General features: G+C 51.4%; 13 protein-coding genes, 6 tRNA genes and 3 rRNA genes. 21 read left to right on the top strand and 1 reads right to left on the bottom strand.

The features are described from left to right. The first annotated feature begins 11 nt into the window (after positions 1-11). The 9 genes from trkH to birA all read left to right on the top strand — a co-directional run bounded on the left by trkH (position 12) and on the right by birA (position 10,084). Complete coding sequence (trkH, locus tag C5523_RS25850; protein ID WP_039077071.1) at positions 12-1,463, top strand: Trk system potassium transporter TrkH; 1,452 nt, start codon at positions 12-14, stop codon at positions 1,461-1,463. An 11-nt stretch (positions 1,464-1,474) separates the two neighbouring features. Further along, on the top strand, positions 1,475-2,017 hold the full coding sequence (hemG, locus tag C5523_RS25845; RefSeq protein WP_039077072.1) for a menaquinone-dependent protoporphyrinogen IX dehydrogenase: 543 nt from the start codon (positions 1,475-1,477) through the stop codon (positions 2,015-2,017). Between the two features lie 394 nt (positions 2,018-2,411). Continuing rightward, positions 2,412-3,953: ribosomal RNA gene (locus C5523_RS25835) — 16S ribosomal RNA — on the top strand. A gap of 70 nt (positions 3,954-4,023) precedes the next feature. Beyond that, a tRNA-Ile gene (locus C5523_RS25830) sits at positions 4,024-4,100 on the top strand. A gap of 108 nt (positions 4,101-4,208) precedes the next feature. Continuing rightward, positions 4,209-4,284 (top strand) — tRNA-Ala (locus tag C5523_RS25825). Between the two features lie 333 nt (positions 4,285-4,617). Further along, a 23S ribosomal RNA gene (locus tag C5523_RS25820) occupies positions 4,618-7,519 on the top strand. Between the two features lie 197 nt (positions 7,520-7,716). Next, positions 7,717-7,832, top strand: a 5S ribosomal RNA gene (gene rrf / locus C5523_RS25815). The 16S, 23S and 5S rRNA genes sit together here with 2 tRNA genes alongside, the layout of an rRNA operon. A 264-nt stretch (positions 7,833-8,096) precedes the next feature. Then, positions 8,097-9,125 carry a UDP-N-acetylmuramate dehydrogenase gene (gene murB / locus C5523_RS25810; protein ID WP_107224803.1) on the top strand — a complete coding sequence of 343 codons (1,029 nt, stop codon included), beginning with the start codon at positions 8,097-8,099 and terminating at the stop codon, positions 9,123-9,125. Then, positions 9,122-10,084 carry a bifunctional biotin--[acetyl-CoA-carboxylase] ligase/biotin operon repressor BirA gene (birA, locus tag C5523_RS25805; RefSeq protein ID WP_108702211.1) on the top strand — a complete coding sequence of 321 codons (963 nt, stop codon included), beginning with the start codon at positions 9,122-9,124 and terminating at the stop codon, positions 10,082-10,084. The genes murB and birA overlap by 4 nt, the downstream gene beginning before the upstream one ends. A gap of 30 nt (positions 10,085-10,114) precedes the next feature. Here the strand turns inward: birA and coaA are convergent, their stop codons facing one another. Further along, on the bottom strand, positions 10,115-11,065 hold the full coding sequence (gene coaA, locus C5523_RS25800; protein WP_079498887.1) for a type I pantothenate kinase: 951 nt from the start codon (positions 11,063-11,065) through the stop codon (positions 10,115-10,117). 889 nt (positions 11,066-11,954) lie between these two features. Here coaA and C5523_RS25795 point away from each other — a divergent pair. The 12 genes from C5523_RS25795 to rpoB all read left to right on the top strand — a co-directional run bounded on the left by C5523_RS25795 (position 11,955) and on the right by rpoB (position 21,818). Further along, positions 11,955-12,030, top strand: a tRNA-Thr gene (locus C5523_RS25795). Between the two features lie 8 nt (positions 12,031-12,038). Next, positions 12,039-12,123: transfer RNA gene (locus tag C5523_RS25790), tRNA-Tyr, on the top strand. A 109-nt stretch (positions 12,124-12,232) separates the two neighbouring features. After that, positions 12,233-12,307: transfer RNA gene (locus C5523_RS25785), tRNA-Gly, on the top strand. A gap of 5 nt (positions 12,308-12,312) precedes the next feature. Further along, positions 12,313-12,388, top strand: a tRNA-Thr gene (locus C5523_RS25780). A 115-nt stretch (positions 12,389-12,503) separates the two neighbouring features. Then, positions 12,504-13,688: an elongation factor Tu gene (tuf, locus tag C5523_RS25775; RefSeq protein WP_047372260.1), complete on the top strand. Its 1,185-nt coding sequence runs from the start codon at positions 12,504-12,506 to the stop codon at positions 13,686-13,688. Positions 13,689-13,916: 228 nt separating this feature from the next. Next, positions 13,917-14,300, top strand: a complete 384-nt coding sequence (gene secE, locus C5523_RS25770; protein WP_003033128.1) for a preprotein translocase subunit SecE — start codon at positions 13,917-13,919, stop codon at positions 14,298-14,300. 1 nt (position 14,301) lies between these two features. Continuing rightward, on the top strand, positions 14,302-14,847 hold the full coding sequence (nusG, locus tag C5523_RS25765) for a transcription termination/antitermination protein NusG (RefSeq protein WP_001287521.1): 546 nt from the start codon (positions 14,302-14,304) through the stop codon (positions 14,845-14,847). A 141-nt stretch (positions 14,848-14,988) separates the two neighbouring features. Continuing rightward, the gene (gene rplK, locus C5523_RS25760) at positions 14,989-15,417 is read left to right on the top strand and encodes a 50S ribosomal protein L11 (RefSeq protein ID WP_006688357.1); all 429 of its coding nucleotides are present in this window, start codon (positions 14,989-14,991) and stop codon (positions 15,415-15,417) included. A 3-nt stretch (positions 15,418-15,420) separates the two neighbouring features. Beyond that, positions 15,421-16,125, top strand: a complete 705-nt coding sequence (gene rplA / locus C5523_RS25755; protein WP_039076861.1) for a 50S ribosomal protein L1 — start codon at positions 15,421-15,423, stop codon at positions 16,123-16,125. A 414-nt stretch (positions 16,126-16,539) separates the two neighbouring features. Next, complete coding sequence (rplJ, locus tag C5523_RS25745; RefSeq protein ID WP_007704673.1) at positions 16,540-17,037, top strand: 50S ribosomal protein L10; 498 nt, start codon at positions 16,540-16,542, stop codon at positions 17,035-17,037. A gap of 66 nt (positions 17,038-17,103) precedes the next feature. After that, positions 17,104-17,469 (top strand): 50S ribosomal protein L7/L12, encoded by a 366-nt coding sequence (gene rplL, locus C5523_RS25740; protein WP_002884142.1) that lies wholly within the window; start codon positions 17,104-17,106, stop codon positions 17,467-17,469. Positions 17,470-17,789: 320 nt separating this feature from the next. Further along, a complete protein-coding gene (gene rpoB / locus C5523_RS25735; RefSeq protein ID WP_039076860.1) occupies positions 17,790-21,818 on the top strand; it encodes a DNA-directed RNA polymerase subunit beta in 4,029 nt (1,342 codons plus the stop codon). Positions 21,819-21,859 lie beyond the last annotated feature (41 nt).

Below are 21,859 nucleotides of genomic sequence, written 5' to 3'. Positions count from 1 at the left end.
AAGCGGCAGAGATGCATTTTCGTGCCATAACCCGAATTGTTGGACTTCTGATCATTCTCTTTTCCGGGACGATGATTCTGCCAGGGCTGGTTGCACTTATCTATCGTGATGGCGCAGGAAGGGCATTCACACAGACATTCTTTGTCGCGCTGGCGATTGGCTCTCTGCTGTGGTGGCCTAACCGCCGTGAAAAGAGTGAGTTGAAATCGCGCGAGGGTTTTCTGATCGTTGTGCTGTTCTGGACCGTGCTGGGTAGTGTGGGGGCGTTGCCCTTTATCTTCTCTGAAAGTCCAAACCTGACGGTGACGGATGCTTTTTTCGAATCGTTCTCTGGGTTAACGACGACGGGGGCCACCACGCTGGTGGGGCTGGACTCGTTGCCTCATGCCATTCTCTTTTATCGTCAGATGCTGCAGTGGTTTGGTGGTATGGGGATCATCGTGCTGGCGGTGGCGATTCTGCCTATTCTGGGCGTCGGGGGTATGCAGCTCTATCGCGCTGAAATGCCAGGGCCGCTGAAAGACAATAAAATGCGTCCGCGTATTGCCGAAACAGCGAAGACGCTGTGGCTCATCTATGTATTGCTGACTATCGCCTGTGCGCTGGCATTGTGGTTTGCCGGTATGCCCGCTTTCGATGCAATCGGGCACAGCTTCTCAACCATCGCGATTGGCGGCTTTTCGACGCATGATGCCAGCGTGGGCTACTTCGACAGCCCTACGATTAACACCATTATCGCCATTTTCCTGCTGATCTCCGGCTGTAACTATGGTCTGCACTTCTCTTTACTCAGTGGTCGCAGCCTGAAAGTGTACTGGCGCGATCCTGAATTTCGTATGTTCATCGGCGTACAGTTGACGCTGGTGGTGATCTGCACCGTGATGCTGTGGTTCCATAATGTCTACAGTTCGGCGATGACGACGCTCAACCAGGCTTTCTTCCAGGTGGTGTCGATGGCGACAACCGCAGGCTTCACGACCGACAGTATCTCTCGCTGGCCGTTATTCCTGCCGGTGCTGTTGCTCTGCTCAGCCTTTATCGGCGGCTGTGCGGGCTCGACGGGGGGCGGCCTGAAAGTTATTCGTATTCTGCTGCTGTTTAAACAGGGTAACCGTGAACTGAAACGTCTGGTGCATCCGAATGCGGTATATAGCATCAAACTGGGGAACCGTGCCCTGCCGGAGCGTATTCTTGAAGCGGTATGGGGGTTCTTCTCCGCCTATGCATTGGTATTTATCGTCAGCATGCTGGCTATCATTGCGACCGGCGTGGATGACTTCTCCGCATTCGCTTCTGTCGTGGCGACACTCAATAACCTGGGCCCGGGGCTTGGTGTAGTGGCGGATAACTTCGCCAGCATGAACCCGATTGCGAAATGGATCCTGATTGCCAATATGCTGTTTGGTCGTCTTGAGGTCTTTACCTTATTGGTACTGTTCACGCCGACCTTCTGGCGCGAATAAGGGAGCTATACGTGAAAACGCTAATTTTGTTTTCTACTCGTGATGGACAAACGCGTGAGATTGCCGCTTATCTGGCCTCGCAATTAAGCGAGCTGGGGGTGAGTACCGATGTGCTCAATCTCAATCGTGTCGGGACGATTGACTGGTCAGCCTATGAGCGCGTCGTCATCGGCGCTTCTATTCGTTATGGTCATTTCAACCCGGCGCTGGACAATTTCGTAAAGCAGCACCAGAAAAACCTGAATGCGCTGCCCGGCGCGTTCTTCTCTGTAAACCTTGTCGCGCGCAAGCCCGAGAAGCGCACCCCGCAGACTAACAACTACACCCGTAAGTTTTTGCTGCGTTCGCCATGGCGTCCTGATGAGTGCGTCGTGTTTGCAGGTGCGCTGCGTTACCCGCGTTATCGCTGGTTTGATCGTCTGATGATTCAACTCATTATGAAGATGACGGGTGGCGAAACGGATACCCGTAAAGAAGTGGTCTATACCGACTGGCAGCAGGTGACCGAATTTGCGCGCAAAATCGCTCAGTTAAACAGCAAAGCGCCGCTTTAACCGCCGCTATGAATGAAATATGAGCGAACGATAATTTTTTTGAATTTTATGCTTGTCACTTCACAAGAACTCCCTATAATGCGCCTCCACTGACACGGAACAACGGCAAGCAAGCCGCCGGGTCAGCGGGGTTCTCAGGCGAATGCCGGTGAGAATTCCGCAGAGAAAAGTGAAAATAAACACTTGACTCTGCAGCGGGAAAGCGTAATATGCACACCCCGCGCCGCAGCGAAAAACGAAGCGGCACTGCTCTTTAACAATTTATCAGACAATCTGTGTGGGCACTCAAAGTGACATGGATTCTTAATGTCTTCGGACACTAAATGAATACCAAGTCTCATAGAGTGAACACGTAATTCATTACGAAGTTTAATTCTACGAGCATCAAACTTTTAAATTGAAGAGTTTGATCATGGCTCAGATTGAACGCTGGCGGCAGGCCTAACACATGCAAGTCGAACGGTAGCACAGAGGAGCTTGCTCCTTGGGTGACGAGTGGCGGACGGGTGAGTAATGTCTGGGAAACTGCCCGATGGAGGGGGATAACTACTGGAAACGGTAGCTAATACCGCATAATGTCGCAAGACCAAAGAGGGGGACCTTCGGGCCTCTTGCCATCGGATGTGCCCAGATGGGATTAGCTAGTTGGTGGGGTAATGGCTCACCAAGGCGACGATCCCTAGCTGGTCTGAGAGGATGACCAGCCACACTGGAACTGAGACACGGTCCAGACTCCTACGGGAGGCAGCAGTGGGGAATATTGCACAATGGGCGCAAGCCTGATGCAGCCATGCCGCGTGTATGAAGAAGGCCTTCGGGTTGTAAAGTACTTTCAGCGGGGAGGAAGGCAATACGGTTAATAACCGTGTTGATTGACGTTACCCGCAGAAGAAGCACCGGCTAACTCCGTGCCAGCAGCCGCGGTAATACGGAGGGTGCAAGCGTTAATCGGAATTACTGGGCGTAAAGCGCACGCAGGCGGTCTGTCAAGTCGGATGTGAAATCCCCGGGCTCAACCTGGGAACTGCATTCGAAACTGGCAGGCTTGAGTCTTGTAGAGGGGGGTAGAATTCCAGGTGTAGCGGTGAAATGCGTAGAGATCTGGAGGAATACCGGTGGCGAAGGCGGCCCCCTGGACAAAGACTGACGCTCAGGTGCGAAAGCGTGGGGAGCAAACAGGATTAGATACCCTGGTAGTCCACGCCGTAAACGATGTCGACTTGGAGGTTGTGCCCTTGAGGCGTGGCTTCCGGAGCTAACGCGTTAAGTCGACCGCCTGGGGAGTACGGCCGCAAGGTTAAAACTCAAATGAATTGACGGGGGCCCGCACAAGCGGTGGAGCATGTGGTTTAATTCGATGCAACGCGAAGAACCTTACCTGGTCTTGACATCCACGGAATTCGGCAGAGATGCCTTAGTGCCTTCGGGAACCGTGAGACAGGTGCTGCATGGCTGTCGTCAGCTCGTGTTGTGAAATGTTGGGTTAAGTCCCGCAACGAGCGCAACCCTTATCCTTTGTTGCCAGCGGTCCGGCCGGGAACTCAAAGGAGACTGCCAGTGATAAACTGGAGGAAGGTGGGGATGACGTCAAGTCATCATGGCCCTTACGACCAGGGCTACACACGTGCTACAATGGCATATACAAAGAGAAGCGACCTCGCGAGAGCAAGCGGACCTCATAAAGTATGTCGTAGTCCGGATTGGAGTCTGCAACTCGACTCCATGAAGTCGGAATCGCTAGTAATCGTGGATCAGAATGCCACGGTGAATACGTTCCCGGGCCTTGTACACACCGCCCGTCACACCATGGGAGTGGGTTGCAAAAGAAGTAGGTAGCTTAACCTTCGGGAGGGCGCTTACCACTTTGTGATTCATGACTGGGGTGAAGTCGTAACAAGGTAACCGTAGGGGAACCTGCGGTTGGATCACCTCCTTACCTTAAAGAACCTGCCTTTGTAGTGCTCACACAGATTGTCTGATGAAATAGAGCAGTAAAAAATCTCTGCAGGCTTGTAGCTCAGGTGGTTAGAGCGCACCCCTGATAAGGGTGAGGTCGGTGGTTCAAGTCCACTCAGGCCTACCAAATTCCTGCTGATGCTGCGTTGCGGCGACACTCACATACATTAAGTATGCTTCGTGTCACCACGCCTTGCCTCAACAGTAATTAAGGTTGGTGAGATTTAACTACGATGGGGCTATAGCTCAGCTGGGAGAGCGCCTGCTTTGCACGCAGGAGGTCTGCGGTTCGATCCCGCATAGCTCCACCATCTTTTACTGCGAACACAAGAAAACTTCAGAGTGAACCTGAAAAGGTGCACTGCGAAGTTTTGCTCTTTAAAAATCTGGATCAAGCTGAAAATTGAAACGACACACAGTGTCTGTTCTCCGTAATAAGAACAGATGACGGTGTGTTCGAGTCTCTCAAATTATCGCAATCAGAAGATGACACTGTAAAAGGTGACGTGAGCGATGTGAAGGCAAGGCGTACCGCACGCAGCGAGCGCAGTGGACTTGATGTCCATGAGCATCGCGAGTACGGAACAACGTAGTATTCACAACGCGCAACAAACCGGACAGAACAAGACATCTTCGGGTTGTGAGGTTAAGCGACTAAGCGTACACGGTGGATGCCCTGGCAGTCAGAGGCGATGAAGGACGTGCTAATCTGCGAAAAGCGCCGGCGAGGTGATATGAACCTTTGACCCGGCGATGTCCGAATGGGGAAACCCAGTGCAATCCGTTGCACTATCGTTTGATGAATACATAGTCAAACGAGGCGAACCGGGGGAACTGAAACATCTAAGTACCCCGAGGAAAAGAAATCAACCGAGATTCCCCCAGTAGCGGCGAGCGAACGGGGAGCAGCCCAGAGCCTGAATCAGCTTGTGTGTTAGTGGAAGCGTCTGGAAAGTCGCGCGATACAGGGTGACAGCCCCGTACACGAAAGCACACAGGTTGTGAGCTCGATGAGTAGGGCGGGACACGTGGTATCCTGTCTGAATATGGGGGGACCATCCTCCAAGGCTAAATACTCCTGACTGACCGATAGTGAACCAGTACCGTGAGGGAAAGGCGAAAAGAACCCCGGCGAGGGGAGTGAAAAAGAACCTGAAACCGTGTACGTACAAGCAGTGGGAGCCTCTTAATGGGGTGACTGCGTACCTTTTGTATAATGGGTCAGCGACTTATATTCTGTAGCAAGGTTAACCGAATAGGGGAGCCGAAGGGAAACCGAGTCTTAACTGGGCGTTAAGTTGCAGGGTATAGACCCGAAACCCGGTGATCTAGCCATGGGCAGGTTGAAGGTTGGGTAACACTAACTGGAGGACCGAACCGACTAATGTTGAAAAATTAGCGGATGACTTGTGGCTGGGGGTGAAAGGCCAATCAAACCGGGAGATAGCTGGTTCTCCCCGAAAGCTATTTAGGTAGCGCCTCGTGAATTCATCTCCGGGGGTAGAGCACTGTTTCGGCTAGGGGGCCATCCCGGCTTACCAACCCGATGCAAACTACGAATACCGGAGAATGTTATCACGGGAGACACACGGCGGGTGCTAACGTCCGTCGTGAAGAGGGAAACAACCCAGACCGCCAGCTAAGGTCCCAAAGTCATGGTTAAGTGGGAAACGATGTGGGAAGGCACAGACAGCCAGGATGTTGGCTTAGAAGCAGCCATCATTTAAAGAAAGCGTAATAGCTCACTGGTCGAGTCGGCCTGCGCGGAAGATGTAACGGGGCTAAACCATGCACCGAAGCTGCGGCAGCGACACTAAGTGTTGTTGGGTAGGGGAGCGTTCTGTAAGCCTGTGAAGGTGTGCTGTGAGGCATGCTGGAGGTATCAGAAGTGCGAATGCTGACATAAGTAACGATAAAGCGGGTGAAAAGCCCGCTCGCCGGAAGACCAAGGGTTCCTGTCCAACGTTAATCGGGGCAGGGTGAGTCGACCCCTAAGGCGAGGCCGAAAGGCGTAGTCGATGGGAAACAGGTTAATATTCCTGTACTTGGTGTTACTGCGAAGGGGGGACGGAGAAGGCTATGTTAGCCGGGCGACGGTTGTCCCGGTTTAAGCATGTAGGCTGGTTATCCAGGCAAATCCGGATAATCAAGGCTGAGGTGTGATGACGAGTCACTACGGTGATGAAGTAACAAATGCCCTGCTTCCAGGAAAAGCCTCTAAGCATCAGGTAACACGAAATCGTACCCCAAACCGACACAGGTGGTCAGGTAGAGAATACCAAGGCGCTTGAGAGAACTCGGGTGAAGGAACTAGGCAAAATGGTGCCGTAACTTCGGGAGAAGGCACGCTGATATGTAGGTGAAGCCCCTGCGGGTGGAGCTGAAATCAGTCGAAGATACCAGCTGGCTGCAACTGTTTATTAAAAACACAGCACTGTGCAAACACGAAAGTGGACGTATACGGTGTGACGCCTGCCCGGTGCCGGAAGGTTAATTGATGGGGTTATCCGTAAGGAGAAGCTCTTGATCGAAGCCCCGGTAAACGGCGGCCGTAACTATAACGGTCCTAAGGTAGCGAAATTCCTTGTCGGGTAAGTTCCGACCTGCACGAATGGCGTAATGATGGCCAGGCTGTCTCCACCCGAGACTCAGTGAAATTGAACTCGCTGTGAAGATGCAGTGTACCCGCGGCAAGACGGAAAGACCCCGTGAACCTTTACTATAGCTTGACACTGAACATTGAGCCTTGATGTGTAGGATAGGTGGGAGGCTTTGAAGCGTGGACGCCAGTCTGCGTGGAGCCAACCTTGAAATACCACCCTTTAATGTTTGATGTTCTAACGTGGACCCGTAATCCGGGTTGCGGACAGTGTCTGGTGGGTAGTTTGACTGGGGCGGTCTCCTCCCAAAGAGTAACGGAGGAGCACGAAGGTTGGCTAATCCTGGTCGGACATCAGGAGGTTAGTGCAATGGCATAAGCCAGCTTGACTGCGAGCGTGACGGCGCGAGCAGGTGCGAAAGCAGGTCATAGTGATCCGGTGGTTCTGAATGGAAGGGCCATCGCTCAACGGATAAAAGGTACTCCGGGGATAACAGGCTGATACCGCCCAAGAGTTCATATCGACGGCGGTGTTTGGCACCTCGATGTCGGCTCATCACATCCTGGGGCTGAAGTAGGTCCCAAGGGTATGGCTGTTCGCCATTTAAAGTGGTACGCGAGCTGGGTTTAGAACGTCGTGAGACAGTTCGGTCCCTATCTGCCGTGGGCGCTGGAGAATTGAGGGGGGCTGCTCCTAGTACGAGAGGACCGGAGTGGACGCATCACTGGTGTTCGGGTTGTCATGCCAATGGCACTGCCCGGTAGCTACATGCGGAAGAGATAAGTGCTGAAAGCATCTAAGCACGAAACTTGCCCCGAGATGAGTTCTCCCTTGTCCTTTAAGGACACTAAAGGAACGTTGAAGACGACGACGTTGATAGGCCGGGTGTGTAAGCGCAGCGATGCGTTGAGCTAACCGGTACTAATGAACCGTGAGGCTTAACCTTACAACGCCGAAGATGTTTTGGCGGATTGAGAAGATTTTCAGCTTAGATTCAGAGTTGAGTACGCAATAATTTGCGCAGCAGCAAGGCGGCAAATGAAGCGACGGAAGGAGCATACAAAAAGTATGTGACTGACGTTCGCAAATGCAGCCAACGCGGCTGATGCGATAAAGAATTGCGTACTGAGCACAAAGAATTTGCCTGGCGGCTTTAGCGCGGTGGTCCCACCTGACCCCATGCCGAACTCAGAAGTGAAACGCCGTAGCGCCGATGGTAGTGTGGGGTCTCCCCATGTGAGAGTAGGGAACTGCCAGGCATCAAATTAAAAGACCTGCACCCGTCTTCGGGGCAGTTCGCTACCCGACAGAGAGTAGGACAAAAGCGAGCGCTTTTGAACGTTGCGCAGCAACGGCCCGAAGGGTGAATCACAACGTGATTCATAAACTGCCAGGCATCAAACAAGTAAAAAGCCCATCCTCACGGATGGGCTTTTTGCGTTTTTATCCCTCACCATATAACCACAAGCGCTCACTTTGCATATGCGGTAAACTAGCCGGGTTTTTGCATCAGGACAGCGTCTATGAACCACTCCCTTAAGCCCTGGAATACCTTCGGCATTGATCACAATGCAAATAAAATAATACGTGCTGAAAGCGTGCAGCAACTACTTGAAGCGTGGCAGGAATCCGTACGTAATGAACAGCCCGTATTGATGCTGGGTGAGGGCAGTAATGTTCTTTTCCTGGAAGATTTCACAGGTACGGTCATTATTAACCGCATCCTGGGTATTGAAACTGAGGAAAGCGCCGAGGCCTGGCATGTACATGTTGGTGCGGGAGAAAACTGGCATCAACTCGTGCAATTTACACTCTCACATGGAATGCCCGGTCTGGAAAACCTTGCGTTGATCCCCGGTTGTGTTGGTTCATCGCCTATCCAGAACATCGGCGCATACGGTGTTGAATTGCAGCGCGTTTGCGCCTATGTCGACTGTGTAGAGTTGAGTACGGGAAATACCCGCCGATTAACGGCAGAAGCTTGCCGCTTTGGCTACCGTGACAGTATCTTCAAACATGAGTATCAGGATCGCTACGCAATCGTCGCGGTTGGTTTGCGCTTATCTAAGCAGTGGCAGCCGGTTCTGACTTATGGCGATCTGACGCGTCTGGACCCGGCAACCGTAACGCCGCAGAACGTTTTTGAAGAAGTTTGCCGCATGCGCACCAGTAAGTTACCCGATCCGAAAGTAAACGGTAATGCCGGTAGCTTCTTTAAAAATCCGGTTGTGAGTGCCGAACAGGCCGCCGCGCTACTGGAAAAGTCCCCGAAAGCTCCCCATTACCCTCAACCTGACGGCACAGTAAAACTCGCTGCCGGATGGCTTATCGATCAATGCCAATTAAAGGGTGTATCTATTGGTGGGGCAGCCGTTCATCCGTTACAGGCACTGGTGCTAATCAATCAAAATCACGCGACCAGTAAAGATGTTGTCCGCCTGGCTCACCATGTACGTGAACAGGTTGGCGCGAAGTTTAATGTCTGGCTGGAACCGGAGGTGCGTTTTATCGGCCATCGTGGCGAAGTCAATGCCGTGGAGGTGATTGCATGAAAGACAACACCATTCCATTAACCCTGGTCTCTATCCTTGCTGATGGTGAATTCCACTCTGGTGAACAGCTCGGTGAGCGGCTGGGCATGAGTCGTGCAGCTATCAATAAACACATTCAAACCCTGCGTGACTGGGGGGTGGATGTATTCACCGTGCCCGGTAAAGGTTACAGTCTTCCTGAACCCATCCAATTGTTGAATGAAGAACTGATCGTAACGCAGGTTCAAACAGGTAAAGTGGCCGTATTGCCGGTTATTGATTCCACTAACCAATACCTGCTGGATCGTATCGGCGAGCTGCGATCCGGTGATGCCTGTGTCGCAGAATACCAGCAGGCGGGGCGTGGTCGGCGTGGGCGTAAGTGGTTCTCTCCCTTTGGTGCGAATCTCTATCTCTCCATATACTGGCGTCTTGAACAAGGTCCGGCTGCGGCCATCGGATTAAGTCTGGTCATTGGCATTATCATGGCAGAAGTTCTGCAAGAACTTGGCGCAGAAAATGTTCGGGTGAAATGGCCCAATGATCTGTATCTGGGTGACCGTAAACTTGCCGGTATCCTCGTTGAATTAACCGGTAAAACCGGCGATGCTGCGCAGATCGTGATAGGGGCTGGCATCAACCTTGCCATGCGCCATGCGGAAAGTGACGTGATCAATCAAGGCTGGGTTAACCTGCAAGAAGCGGGTGTAGTCATTGATCGCAATACGCTCGCTGTCCGTCTGATTAATGAATTACGTGCTGCGCTGCAGTCTTTTGAACAAGAAGGGTTAAGCCCCTGGCTCTCTCGCTGGAAGAAACTGGATAACTTTATCGATCGCCCGGTGAAATTGATCATCGGCGAAAGAGAAATATTTGGGATCTCGCGTGGCATTGATGCACAAGGTGCATTGTTGCTTGAACAGGATGGAGTAATTAAACCCTGGATGGGTGGTGAAATTTCCTTACGCAGTGCCGAATAATTAAAGGGGGAGCATTTCGCTCCCCTTGTTTTATTTTCGCAGGCGTACTTGCTCGACCGCGTGGTCAGCACTCTTGGTCATAACGAGGCTTGCACGCTCACGAGTTGGAAGGATATTTTCTTTCAAATTTAGCCAGTTAATTTCCTTCCAAAGGGATGTGGCTATATTGACGGCTTCTTCTTCGGTCAATTTCGCATAGTTATGGAAATAAGAATCCGGATCGGCGAAAGCCCCTTCACGGAATTTCAGGAAGCGATTGATATACCATTTCTGTAGTAACTCTTCCGGCGCATCGACATAAATGGAGAAGTCGACAAAGTCAGAAACAAATACATGATGAGGGTCATGAGGATAATCCATACCGCTTTGTAATACGTTGAGTCCTTCCAGGATCAGAATATCCGGTTGAGTTACCGTTTTATCTCCGTCCGGGATCACATCGTAAATTAAATGTGAATATACTGGTGCAGTAACGTTTGGCACGCCGGATTTAATATCGGAAACGAATTTCACCAGACGGTGCATATCATAAGATTGCGGAAACCCTTTCTTCTTCATCAGGCCACGATCTTTTAAAACCTGATTAGGATGCAAAAAGCCATCGGTGGTGATTAATTCAACGCGGCGATGCTCCGGCCAGCGACTTAATAAAGCCTGCAATACACGTGCAGTGGTGCTTTTGCCCACGGCAACGCTACCTGCAATGCTGATGATATAAGGTATTCTTTGTCCATTCGTGCCTAAGAATTGTTCAAGCACAGCCTGGCGACGTAAATTCGAACTGATATAAAAATTGAGCAAACGCGATAGCGGCAGATAAATCTCTGCAACCTCTTCCAAAGAGAGATCTTCATTAATGCCTTTTAACCGCGCGATTTCACCCTCAGTGAGCGTCATCGGCACTGAATCACGAAGCGCAGCCCACTGGCTACGATTGAACTGCAAGTACGGGGTCATTAACGTTTGCTCTTTTTTACTCATAAGCTTTTTCTGCCTGCCATGGTGGCTCGCCACGTATGCTTCCGACACGGAGCGAGAAGCCTTCTTTTAAGGTAATGTGATGGCGCGACGTTATTGATATAAGTTAGGACAATGGGCAGGAGGTTAACACCAGATGGCAGGGAATAATATGAAAAATCGCGTCTGCATGATGCTTTCCGGGGAAAGCATCACGTTTCAGAGACTGCCAGGCAATAGCGCGGGATAACGGAATTACCGCGAATAAGCGTTGGTATTAAATCGCGGTTGAATGTGTGTTTCCATCTGCTGAGTTCAGGAAATCCGCTATTTCGGCAGGCAGTGTCGTCCCTGCTACTGTAGAAACCTTCTATATGCAAACCGGCCTGTGCTTAGTGATAAAGAAGGCTGCGTTGCCAGGCATAACCCGCTTTCTCAAATGTATTAATAAGGTATTAGCCAGAACCGCTTCGCTGGAGCTGATGGTGTACCTTATTTATCTTGATGGATGATGTTACGAAGATGACCGTTCGTTTCGTCCCTCTGAACGACCTGCACAACAAATTGGCAAGTTCCTCGCAATAAACGGAAAGACCCTTTTTACAGTGCTACTCCCGCGTACAGGTGATACGAATCACGCTCTCCTCAATAAGGGATTTCTTCTTGATTGGTTAAAAAACGGCATCAGGGTGAAGCAAAAGCACTTTATACAGACAGATGGGAGGTGCGCTCGCCTTAAACGGCGAGGAGGTATGGCCTCCAATAGCTGCCACGATGCTGGTTTTTTCCACTGATTTGCTTGAAATAGCAGCATTTAACGGCCTTGTCGTGCAAAATGTGAGCGATAGAACAATTTGTGCAATTTTTTAGTTGCATCAAGCGCTCTGTCTCCCTAGAATGCGCGCTACTTGATGCCGACTTAGCTCAGTAGGTAGAGCAACTGACTTGTAATCAGTAGGTCACCAGTTCGATTCCGGTAGTCGGCACCATCAAGTCCGGTGGGGTTCCCGAGCGGCCAAAGGGAGCAGACTGTAAATCTGCCGTCACAGACTTCGAAGGTTCGAATCCTTCCCCCACCACCATTTTCGGTCACCTCGTGTGACCAGAGTTGGTGTCAAAACTGAATCAACTCAAAGGGAGAGTTTTCTTCTCCTGAAACACAGAAAGAATAGGGTAGCCGAGTTTTAGGATGCGGGCATCGTATAATGGCTATTACCTCAGCCTTCCAAGCTGATGATGCGGGTTCGATTCCCGCTGCCCGCTCCAGACGTGCTGATATGGCTCAGTTGGTAGAGCGCACCCTTGGTAAGGGTGAGGTCCCCAGTTCGACTCTGGGTATCAGCACCACTTCTTTATCTCTCCTCCCCTGTTTCTCTCTGTTTATTGCATTCAACAAGTCGGGCATGTTGCCTGGTTGATGTGGTGATATCACCGATTTATCCGTGTCTTAGAGGGACAATCGATGTCTAAAGAAAAGTTTGAACGTACAAAACCGCACGTTAACGTCGGTACTATCGGCCACGTTGACCATGGTAAAACAACGCTGACCGCTGCAATCACTACCGTTCTGTCCAAAACTTACGGTGGCCAGGCTCGCGCATTCGACCAGATCGATAACGCGCCGGAAGAAAAAGCACGTGGTATCACCATCAACACCTCTCACGTTGAGTACGATACTGCGATCCGTCACTACGCACACGTAGACTGCCCGGGCCACGCCGACTATGTTAAAAACATGATCACCGGTGCTGCGCAGATGGACGGCGCGATCCTGGTTGTTGCTGCGACTGACGGCCCGATGCCGCAGACTCGTGAGCACATCCTGCTGGGTCGTCAGGTAGGCGTTCCGTACATCATCGTGTTCCTGAACAAATGCGACATGGTTGATGACGAAGAGCTGCTGGAACTGGTTGAAATGGAAGTTCGTGAACTTCTGTCTCAGTACGATTTCCCGGGCGACGACACCCCGATCGTTCGTGGTTCTGCTCTGAAAGCGCTGGAAGGCGACGCAGAGTGGGAAGCGAAAATCATCGAACTGGCTGGCCACCTGGATACCTATATCCCGGAACCAGAGCGTGCGATTGACAAGCCGTTCCTGCTGCCGATCGAAGACGTATTCTCCATCTCCGGTCGTGGTACCGTTGTTACCGGTCGTGTAGAGCGCGGTATCATCAAAGTTGGAGAAGAAGTTGAAATCGTTGGTATCAAAGATACTGCGAAATCTACCTGTACCGGCGTTGAAATGTTCCGCAAACTGCTGGACGAAGGCCGTGCTGGTGAGAACGTTGGTGTTCTGCTGCGTGGTATCAAACGTGAAGAAATCGAACGTGGTCAGGTACTGGCTAAGCCGGGCACCATCAAGCCGCACACCAAGTTCGAATCCGAAGTGTACATTCTGTCCAAAGACGAAGGCGGCCGTCATACACCGTTCTTCAAAGGCTACCGTCCGCAGTTCTACTTCCGTACAACTGACGTGACTGGCACCATCGAACTGCCGGAAGGCGTAGAGATGGTAATGCCGGGCGACAACATCAAAATGGTTGTTACCCTGATCCACCCGATCGCGATGGACGACGGTCTGCGTTTCGCAATCCGTGAAGGCGGCCGTACTGTAGGCGCGGGCGTTGTAGCAAAAGTTCTCGGCTAATCGCTGATAACATTTGACGCTAAGCGTAAGAAAAGGGCATCATTTGATGCCCTTTTTGCACGCTCTCGAATCAGAACCTGGCTCATCAGTGATTTTTTTTGTCATAATCATTGCTGAGACAGGCTCTGTAGATGGCGTTAAATCCGAAACGCGCCAGAGCATTTCGGTTTGGTTGCCTCGCCTATGCGGGGCAAAAATGTTTGTCTGATTCTTGTAACAGGTTGGTTTATGAGTGCGAATACCGAAGCTCAAGGGAGCGGGCGCGGCCTGGAAGCGATGAAGTGGGTTGTTGTTGCTGTTCTGTTGCTCGTAGCGATCGTTGGCAACTACCTTTATCGTGACATGATGCTGCCGCTGCGTGCGCTGGCCGTTGTGATTCTGATTGCTGCAGCAGGTGGTGTCGCGCTGTTGACGACGAAGGGTAAAGCGACCGTTGCGTTTGCCCGCGAAGCGAGAACTGAAGTCCGTAAGGTAATTTGGCCTACTCGCCAGGAAACATTGCACACCACATTGATCGTAGCTGCGGTAACTGCGGTTATGTCACTTATTCTGTGGGGACTGGATGGTATTCTGGTTCGCCTCGTTTCCTTTATCACTGGCCTGAGGTTCTGAGATGTCTGAAGCTCCTAAAAAGCGCTGGTACGTCGTTCAGGCGTTTTCCGGTTTTGAAGGCCGCGTAGCGACTTCGCTGCGTGAGCACATCAAATTACACAATATGGAAGAGTTGTTTGGCGAAGTTATGGTGCCGACCGAAGAAGTGGTCGAAATCCGTGGCGGCCAGCGTCGTAAAAGCGAGCGTAAATTCTTCCCGGGTTACGTACTGGTCCAGATGGTCATGAACGACGCAAGCTGGCACCTGGTGCGCAGCGTTCCGCGCGTAATGGGCTTCATCGGCGGTACTTCCGATCGTCCGGCACCGATCAGCGATAAAGAAGTTGATGCGATTATGAACCGCCTGCAGCAGGTGGGTGATAAGCCGCGTCCGAAAACGCTGTTCGAACCAGGTGAAATGGTCCGCGTTAACGATGGTCCGTTTGCTGACTTCAATGGTGTGGTCGAAGAAGTTGACTACGAGAAGTCCCGCCTGAAAGTTTCTGTTTCCATTTTCGGTCGTGCGACCCCGGTGGAGCTGGACTTTAGCCAGGTAGAGAAAGCCTAAAAAAAGGCGATCAAATGTTGCACAAGGCGCGAAGTTGGCATACAATTTCGCGCCTTTTGATTTTATGGGTCCCGTACCCGTAAAACGAATTTAAACACGGGGAGCCCTTCCGGGCGCTATAACCCAAACGAGGAATTTAGAATGGCTAAGAAAGTCCAGGCCTACGTCAAGCTGCAGGTTGCAGCTGGCATGGCAAACCCGAGCCCACCGGTTGGTCCGGCTCTGGGTCAGCAGGGTGTTAACATCATGGAATTCTGTAAAGCGTTCAACGCGAAAACTGATTCCATGGAAAAAGGTCTGCCGATTCCGGTTGTTATTACCGTTTACGCTGACCGTTCTTTCACTTTCGTTACCAAAACGCCTCCGGCAGCAGTTCTGCTGAAGAAAGCGGCTGGTATCAAGTCTGGTTCCGGCAAGCCGAACAAAGACAAAGTAGGTAAAATTTCCCGCGCTCAGCTGCAGGAAATCGCGCAGACCAAAGCTGCCGACATGACTGGTGCCGACATTGAAGCGATGACTCGCTCCATTGAAGGTACTGCACGTTCCATGGGCCTGGTAGTGGAGGACTAAGAAATGGCTAAACTGACCAAGCGCATGCGCGTGATCCGTGACAAAGTTGATGCGACTAAACAGTACGACATCAACGAAGCTATCTCTCTGCTGAAAGAGCTGGCCACTGCTAAATTCGTAGAAAGCGTTGACGTTGCTGTTAACCTCGGCATCGATGCGCGTAAATCTGATCAGAACGTACGTGGTGCTACTGTACTGCCGCACGGTACTGGCCGTTCCGTTCGCGTAGCCGTATTTACTCAGGGCGCAAATGCTGAAGCTGCTAAAGCTGCAGGCGCTGAGCTGGTAGGTATGGAAGATCTGGCAGACCAGATCAAAAAAGGCGAAATGAACTTTGACGTTGTTATTGCTTCCCCGGATGCAATGCGCGTTGTTGGCCAGTTGGGCCAGGTTCTGGGTCCGCGTGGCCTGATGCCAAACCCGAAAGTGGGTACTGTAACGCCGAACGTTGCTGAAGCGGTTAAAAACGCGAAAGCAGGTCAGGTTCGTTACCGTAACGACAAAAACGGCATCATTCACACCACCATCGGTAAAGTGGATTTTGACGCTGACAAATTGAAAGAAAACCTGGAAGCTCTGCTGGTTGCGCTGAAAAAAGCAAAACCGACTCAGGCGAAAGGCGTGTACATCAAGAAAATCAGCATCTCCACCACCATGGGTGCCGGTGTTGCAGTTGATCAGGCTGGCCTGAGCGCTTCTGCAAACTAATACCTTTACGTGGGCGGTGAATTTGTCTACAATTTTACCCCCACGATTCTGTTGAAAGATACAGACGCTATGCGAGTCATTTGAATTGCGGCAAGGCGGCAAGCGAGTGAATCGCCAGGAGCATAGTTAACTATGTGACTGGTGTGAGCGAGAGCAGGCAACGCAGCAGCAGTTCGAAGGACGAAGTCATAGACAAGATTTGTTCGTTGGAGCCTGGCCTATCCAGGCCTCCGTCGAAGACCGCAGGTGTTTCGTAAGAGACTTAATCCCCTGCGTAGACGGTGACAGAACGCTAAGATTATTTTTTATACTCTGGCTTGTTTCTGCTCACCGTATTAAGACGCTCTTCTCGTTGGGAAGAGTGAAGTGAGTTCCAGAACATTTTGTTCTGGCAAACATCCAGGAGCAAAGCTAATGGCTTTAAATCTTCAAGACAAACAAGCGATTGTTGCTGAAGTCAGCGAAGTAGCCAAAGGCGCGCTGTCTGCGGTTGTTGCGGATTCCCGTGGCGTTACCGTAGATAAAATGACCGAACTGCGTAAAGCAGGTCGCGAAGCCGGCGTATACATGCGTGTTGTTCGTAACACCCTGCTGCGCCGTGTTGTTGAAGGTACTCAGTTCGAGTGCCTGAAAGACGCGTTCGTTGGTCCGACCCTGATTGCATACTCTATGGAACACCCGGGCGCTGCTGCTCGTCTGTTCAAAGATTTCGCGAAAGCGAATGCAAAATTTGAGGTCAAAGCCGCTGCCTTTGAAGGTGAGTTAATCCCGGCATCCCAGATCGATCGCCTGGCAACTCTGCCGACCTACGAAGAAGCAATTGCACGCCTGATGGCAACCATGAAAGAAGCTTCGGCTGGCAAACTGGTTCGTACTCTGGCTGCTGTACGCGATGCGAAAGAAGCTGCTTAATCGCAGTTGTCTTTGTAACGCATTCGCTTACGTATAAACTTATTCTGATATTCAGGAACAATTTAAATGTCTATCACTAAAGATCAAATCATTGAAGCAGTATCCGCTATGTCCGTAATGGACGTTGTTGAGCTGATCTCTGCAATGGAAGAAAAATTCGGTGTTTCCGCTGCTGCTGCTGTAGCTGTAGCTGCTGGCCCGGTTGAAGCTGCTGAAGAAAAAACTGAATTCGACGTAATTCTGAAAGCTGCTGGCGCTAACAAAGTTGCTGTTATCAAAGCAGTACGTGGCGCAACTGGCCTGGGTCTGAAAGAAGCTAAAGACCTGGTTGAATCTGCACCTGCTGCCCTGAAAGAAGGCATCAGCAAAGACGACGCCGAAGCACTGAAAAAATCTCTGGAAGAAGCTGGCGCTGAAGTTGAAGTTAAATAAGCCAACTTTTCTGGTTGAAGCCTGAGAAATCAGGCCGATGGCTGGTGACTTTTTAGTCACCAGCCATTTTGCGCTGTAAGGCGCCAGCAGCATTTCACACTGTTTGACTGCTGGTAGTCCTGACAATGTTTGTTTCTATCGACGACTTAATATACTGCGACAGGCGCCTCGCTCTGTGTAAATCGCAATGAAATGATTTAAGCGTGATAGCAACAGATATTGCGGAAAGTATTCGATTTTCCGGTCAACAAAATGGTGTTGCATAAACTGTCCCTCCGATGGACAGAGTGGGTCGACTTGTCAGCGAGCTGAGGAACCCTATGGTTTACTCCTATACCGAGAAAAAACGTATTCGTAAGGATTTTGGTAAACGTCCACAAGTTCTGGACATTCCATATCTCCTTTCTATCCAGCTTGACTCGTTCCAGAAGTTTATCGAGCAAGATCCTGAAGGGCAGTACGGCCTGGAAGCGGCTTTCCGCTCCGTGTTCCCAATTGCCAGCTATAGCGGCAATTCTGAACTGCAGTACGTCAGCTACCGTCTTGGCGAACCTGTATTTGACGTTAAAGAATGTCAAATTCGTGGCGTAACCTATTCCGCACCGCTGCGCGTAAAACTGCGTCTGGTGATCTACGAGCGCGAAGCGCCGGAAGGCACCGTTAAAGACATTAAAGAACAAGAAGTGTACATGGGCGAAATTCCGCTCATGACCGACAACGGTACTTTTGTCATCAACGGTACTGAGCGCGTTATCGTTTCTCAGTTGCACCGTAGTCCTGGCGTTTTCTTCGACAGCGACAAAGGCAAAACCCACTCTTCTGGTAAGGTGCTTTATAACGCGCGCATCATCCCTTACCGTGGTTCCTGGCTGGACTTCGAGTTCGATCCGAAAGACAACCTGTTTGTTCGTATTGACCGTCGTCGTAAATTGCCTGCGACCATTATTCTGCGCGCACTGGATTACACCACTGAGCAGATTCTTGATCTGTTCTTTGAAAAAGTTGTCTTCGAAATTCGCGACAACAAGCTGCAGATGGAACTGGTGCCGGAACGCCTGCGTGGCGAGACTGCATCTTTCGACATCGAAGCTAACGGTAAAGTCTATGTAGAAAAAGGCCGCCGCATTACTGCGCGCCATATTCGTCAGCTGGAAAAAGACGAGATTCAGCACATCGAAGTACCGGTTGAGTACATCGCTGGTAAAGTCGCGTCCAAAGATTACGTGGATGAGTCTACCGGTGAGCTGATCTGCCCGGCGAACATGGAGCTGAGCCTGGATCTGCTGGCTAAACTGAGCCAGTCTGGTCACAAGCGTATCGAAACGCTGTTCACCAACGATCTGGACCACGGTCCGTACATCTCTGAGACTGTACGCGTCGACCCAACCAACGATCGTCTGAGCGCGCTGGTAGAAATCTACCGCATGATGCGTCCTGGTGAGCCGCCGACTCGTGAAGCTGCTGAAAGCCTGTTCGAGAACCTATTCTTCTCCGAAGACCGCTACGATCTGTCCGCGGTTGGTCGTATGAAGTTCAACCGTTCTCTGCTGCGCGACGAGATCGAAGGTTCCGGTATCCTGAGCAAAGAAGACATCATCGAAGTGATGAAGAAGCTCATCGATATCCGTAACGGTAAAGGCGAAGTCGATGATATCGACCACCTCGGCAACCGTCGTATCCGTTCCGTTGGCGAAATGGCGGAAAACCAGTTCCGCGTTGGCCTGGTACGTGTAGAGCGTGCGGTGAAAGAGCGTCTGTCTCTGGGCGATCTGGATACCCTGATGCCTCAGGACATGATCAACGCCAAGCCGATTTCTGCGGCAGTGAAAGAGTTCTTCGGTTCCAGTCAGCTGTCTCAGTTTATGGACCAGAACAACCCGCTGTCTGAGATCACGCACAAACGTCGTATCTCCGCACTCGGCCCAGGCGGTCTGACCCGTGAACGTGCAGGCTTTGAAGTTCGAGACGTACACCCGACTCACTACGGTCGCGTATGTCCTATCGAAACGCCTGAAGGTCCAAACATCGGTCTGATCAACTCCCTGTCCGTGTACGCACAGACAAACGAATACGGTTTCCTCGAGACCCCGTATCGTAAAGTGACTGACGGTGTTGTAACCGACGAAATTCACTACCTGTCTGCTATCGAAGAAGGTAACTACGTTATCGCTCAGGCGAACTCCAACCTGGATGACGAAGGCCACTTTGTAGAAGATCTGGTTACCTGCCGTAGCAAAGGCGAATCCAGCTTGTTCAGCCGCGATCAGGTTGACTACATGGACGTATCCACCCAGCAGGTGGTTTCCGTCGGTGCGTCCCTGATCCCGTTCCTGGAACACGATGACGCCAACCGTGCATTGATGGGTGCGAACATGCAACGTCAGGCGGTTCCGACTCTGCGCGCTGATAAGCCGCTGGTTGGTACCGGTATGGAACGTGCTGTTGCCGTTGACTCCGGTGTTACTGCGGTTGCTAAACGTGGTGGTATGGTTCAGTACGTTGATGCGTCCCGTATCGTTATCAAAGTTAACGAAGACGAGATGTACCCAGGCGAAGCCGGTATCGACATCTACAACCTGACCAAGTACACCCGTTCTAACCAGAACACCTGTATCAACCAGATGCCGTGTGTCTCTCTGGGTGAGCCAATCGAGCGCGGCGACGTGCTGGCAGATGGCCCGTCCACTGACCTTGGTGAACTGGCGCTCGGTCAGAACATGCGCGTAGCGTTCATGCCGTGGAACGGTTACAACTTCGAAGACTCCATCCTCGTATCTGAGCGTGTTGTCCAGGAAGACCGTTTCACCACCATCCACATTCAGGAACTGGCGTGTGTGTCCCGTGACACCAAGCTGGGGCCGGAAGAGATCACCGCTGACATCCCGAACGTGGGTGAAGCTGCGCTCTCCAAACTGGATGAATCCGGTATCGTTTACATCGGTGCGGAAGTGACCGGCGGTGACATTCTGGTTGGTAAGGTAACGCCGAAAGGTGAAACCCAACTGACCCCAGAAGAAAAACTGCTGCGTGCGATCTTCGGTGAGAAAGCGTCTGACGTTAAAGACTCTTCTCTGCGCGTGCCAAACGGTGTCTCTGGTACCGTTATCGACGTTCAGGTCTTTACCCGCGATGGCGTAGAAAAAGACAAACGTGCACTGGAAATCGAAGAGATGCAGCTCAAACAGGCCAAGAAAGACCTGTCTGAAGAACTGCAGATCCTCGAAGCCGGTCTGTTCAGTCGTATCTACGCGGTGCTGGTTTCCGGTGGCATCGAAGCTGAGAAGCTCGACAAACTGCCACGTGACCGCTGGCTGGAACTCGGTCTGACCGACGAAGAGAAACAAAATCAGCTGGAACAACTGGCTGAGCAGTATGACGAACTGAAACACGAGTTCGAGAAAAAACTCGAAGCGAAACGCCGCAAAATCACCCAGGGCGATGATCTGGCACCAGGCGTGCTGAAAATCGTTAAGGTTTATCTGGCCGTTAAACGTCAGATCCAACCGGGTGACAAAATGGCAGGTCGTCACGGTAACAAGGGTGTTATCTCGAAGATCAACCCGATCGAAGATATGCCGCACGATGCTAACGGTACGCCGGTAGATATCGTACTGAACCCGCTGGGCGTACCGTCTCGTATGAACATCGGTCAGATTCTGGAAACCCACCTGGGTATGGCTGCGAAAGGTATCGGCGATAAGATCAATGCCATGCTGAAACAGCAGCAAGAAGTCGCGAAACTGCGCGAATTCATCCAGAAAGCGTATGACCTCGGTGCCGATGTTCGTCAGAAAGTTGACCTGAACACCTTCAGCGATGAAGAAGTACTGCGTCTGGCTGAGAACCTGAAAAAAGGTATGCCAATCGCAACGCCGGTATTCGACGGTGCGAAAGAAGCTGAGATTAAAGAGCTGCTGCAACTGGGTGACCTGCCGACTTCCGGTCAGATCACACTGTATGACGGCCGCACCGGTGAACAGTTCGAGCGTCCGGTAACCGTAGGTTACATGTACATGCTGAAACTGAACCACCTGGTCGACGACAAAATGCACGCTCGTTCTACCGGTTCTTACAGCCTGGTGACTCAGCAGCCGCTGGGTGGTAAGGCGCAGTTCGGTGGTCAGCGCTTCGGGGAGATGGAAGTGTGGGCGCTGGAAGCTTACGGCGCCGCCTACACCCTGCAGGAAATGCTCACCGTTAAGTCTGATGACGTGAACGGTCGTACCAAGATGTATAAAAACATCGTGGACGGCAACCATCAGATGGAACCGGGCATGCCGGAATCCTTCAACGTACTGTTGAAAGAGATTCGTTCGCTGGGTATCAACATCGAACTGGAAGACGAGTAATTCTCGCTCAAACAGGTCACTGCTGTCGGGGTAAAACCCGA

Source organism: Phytobacter sp. SCO41 (genome assembly GCF_003073275.1).
GTDB lineage: Bacteria > Pseudomonadota > Gammaproteobacteria > Enterobacterales > Enterobacteriaceae > Phytobacter > Phytobacter diazotrophicus.
Note: the sequence above shows the minus strand (reverse complement) of the source record. Positions and strands in the feature narration are given on the sequence as shown.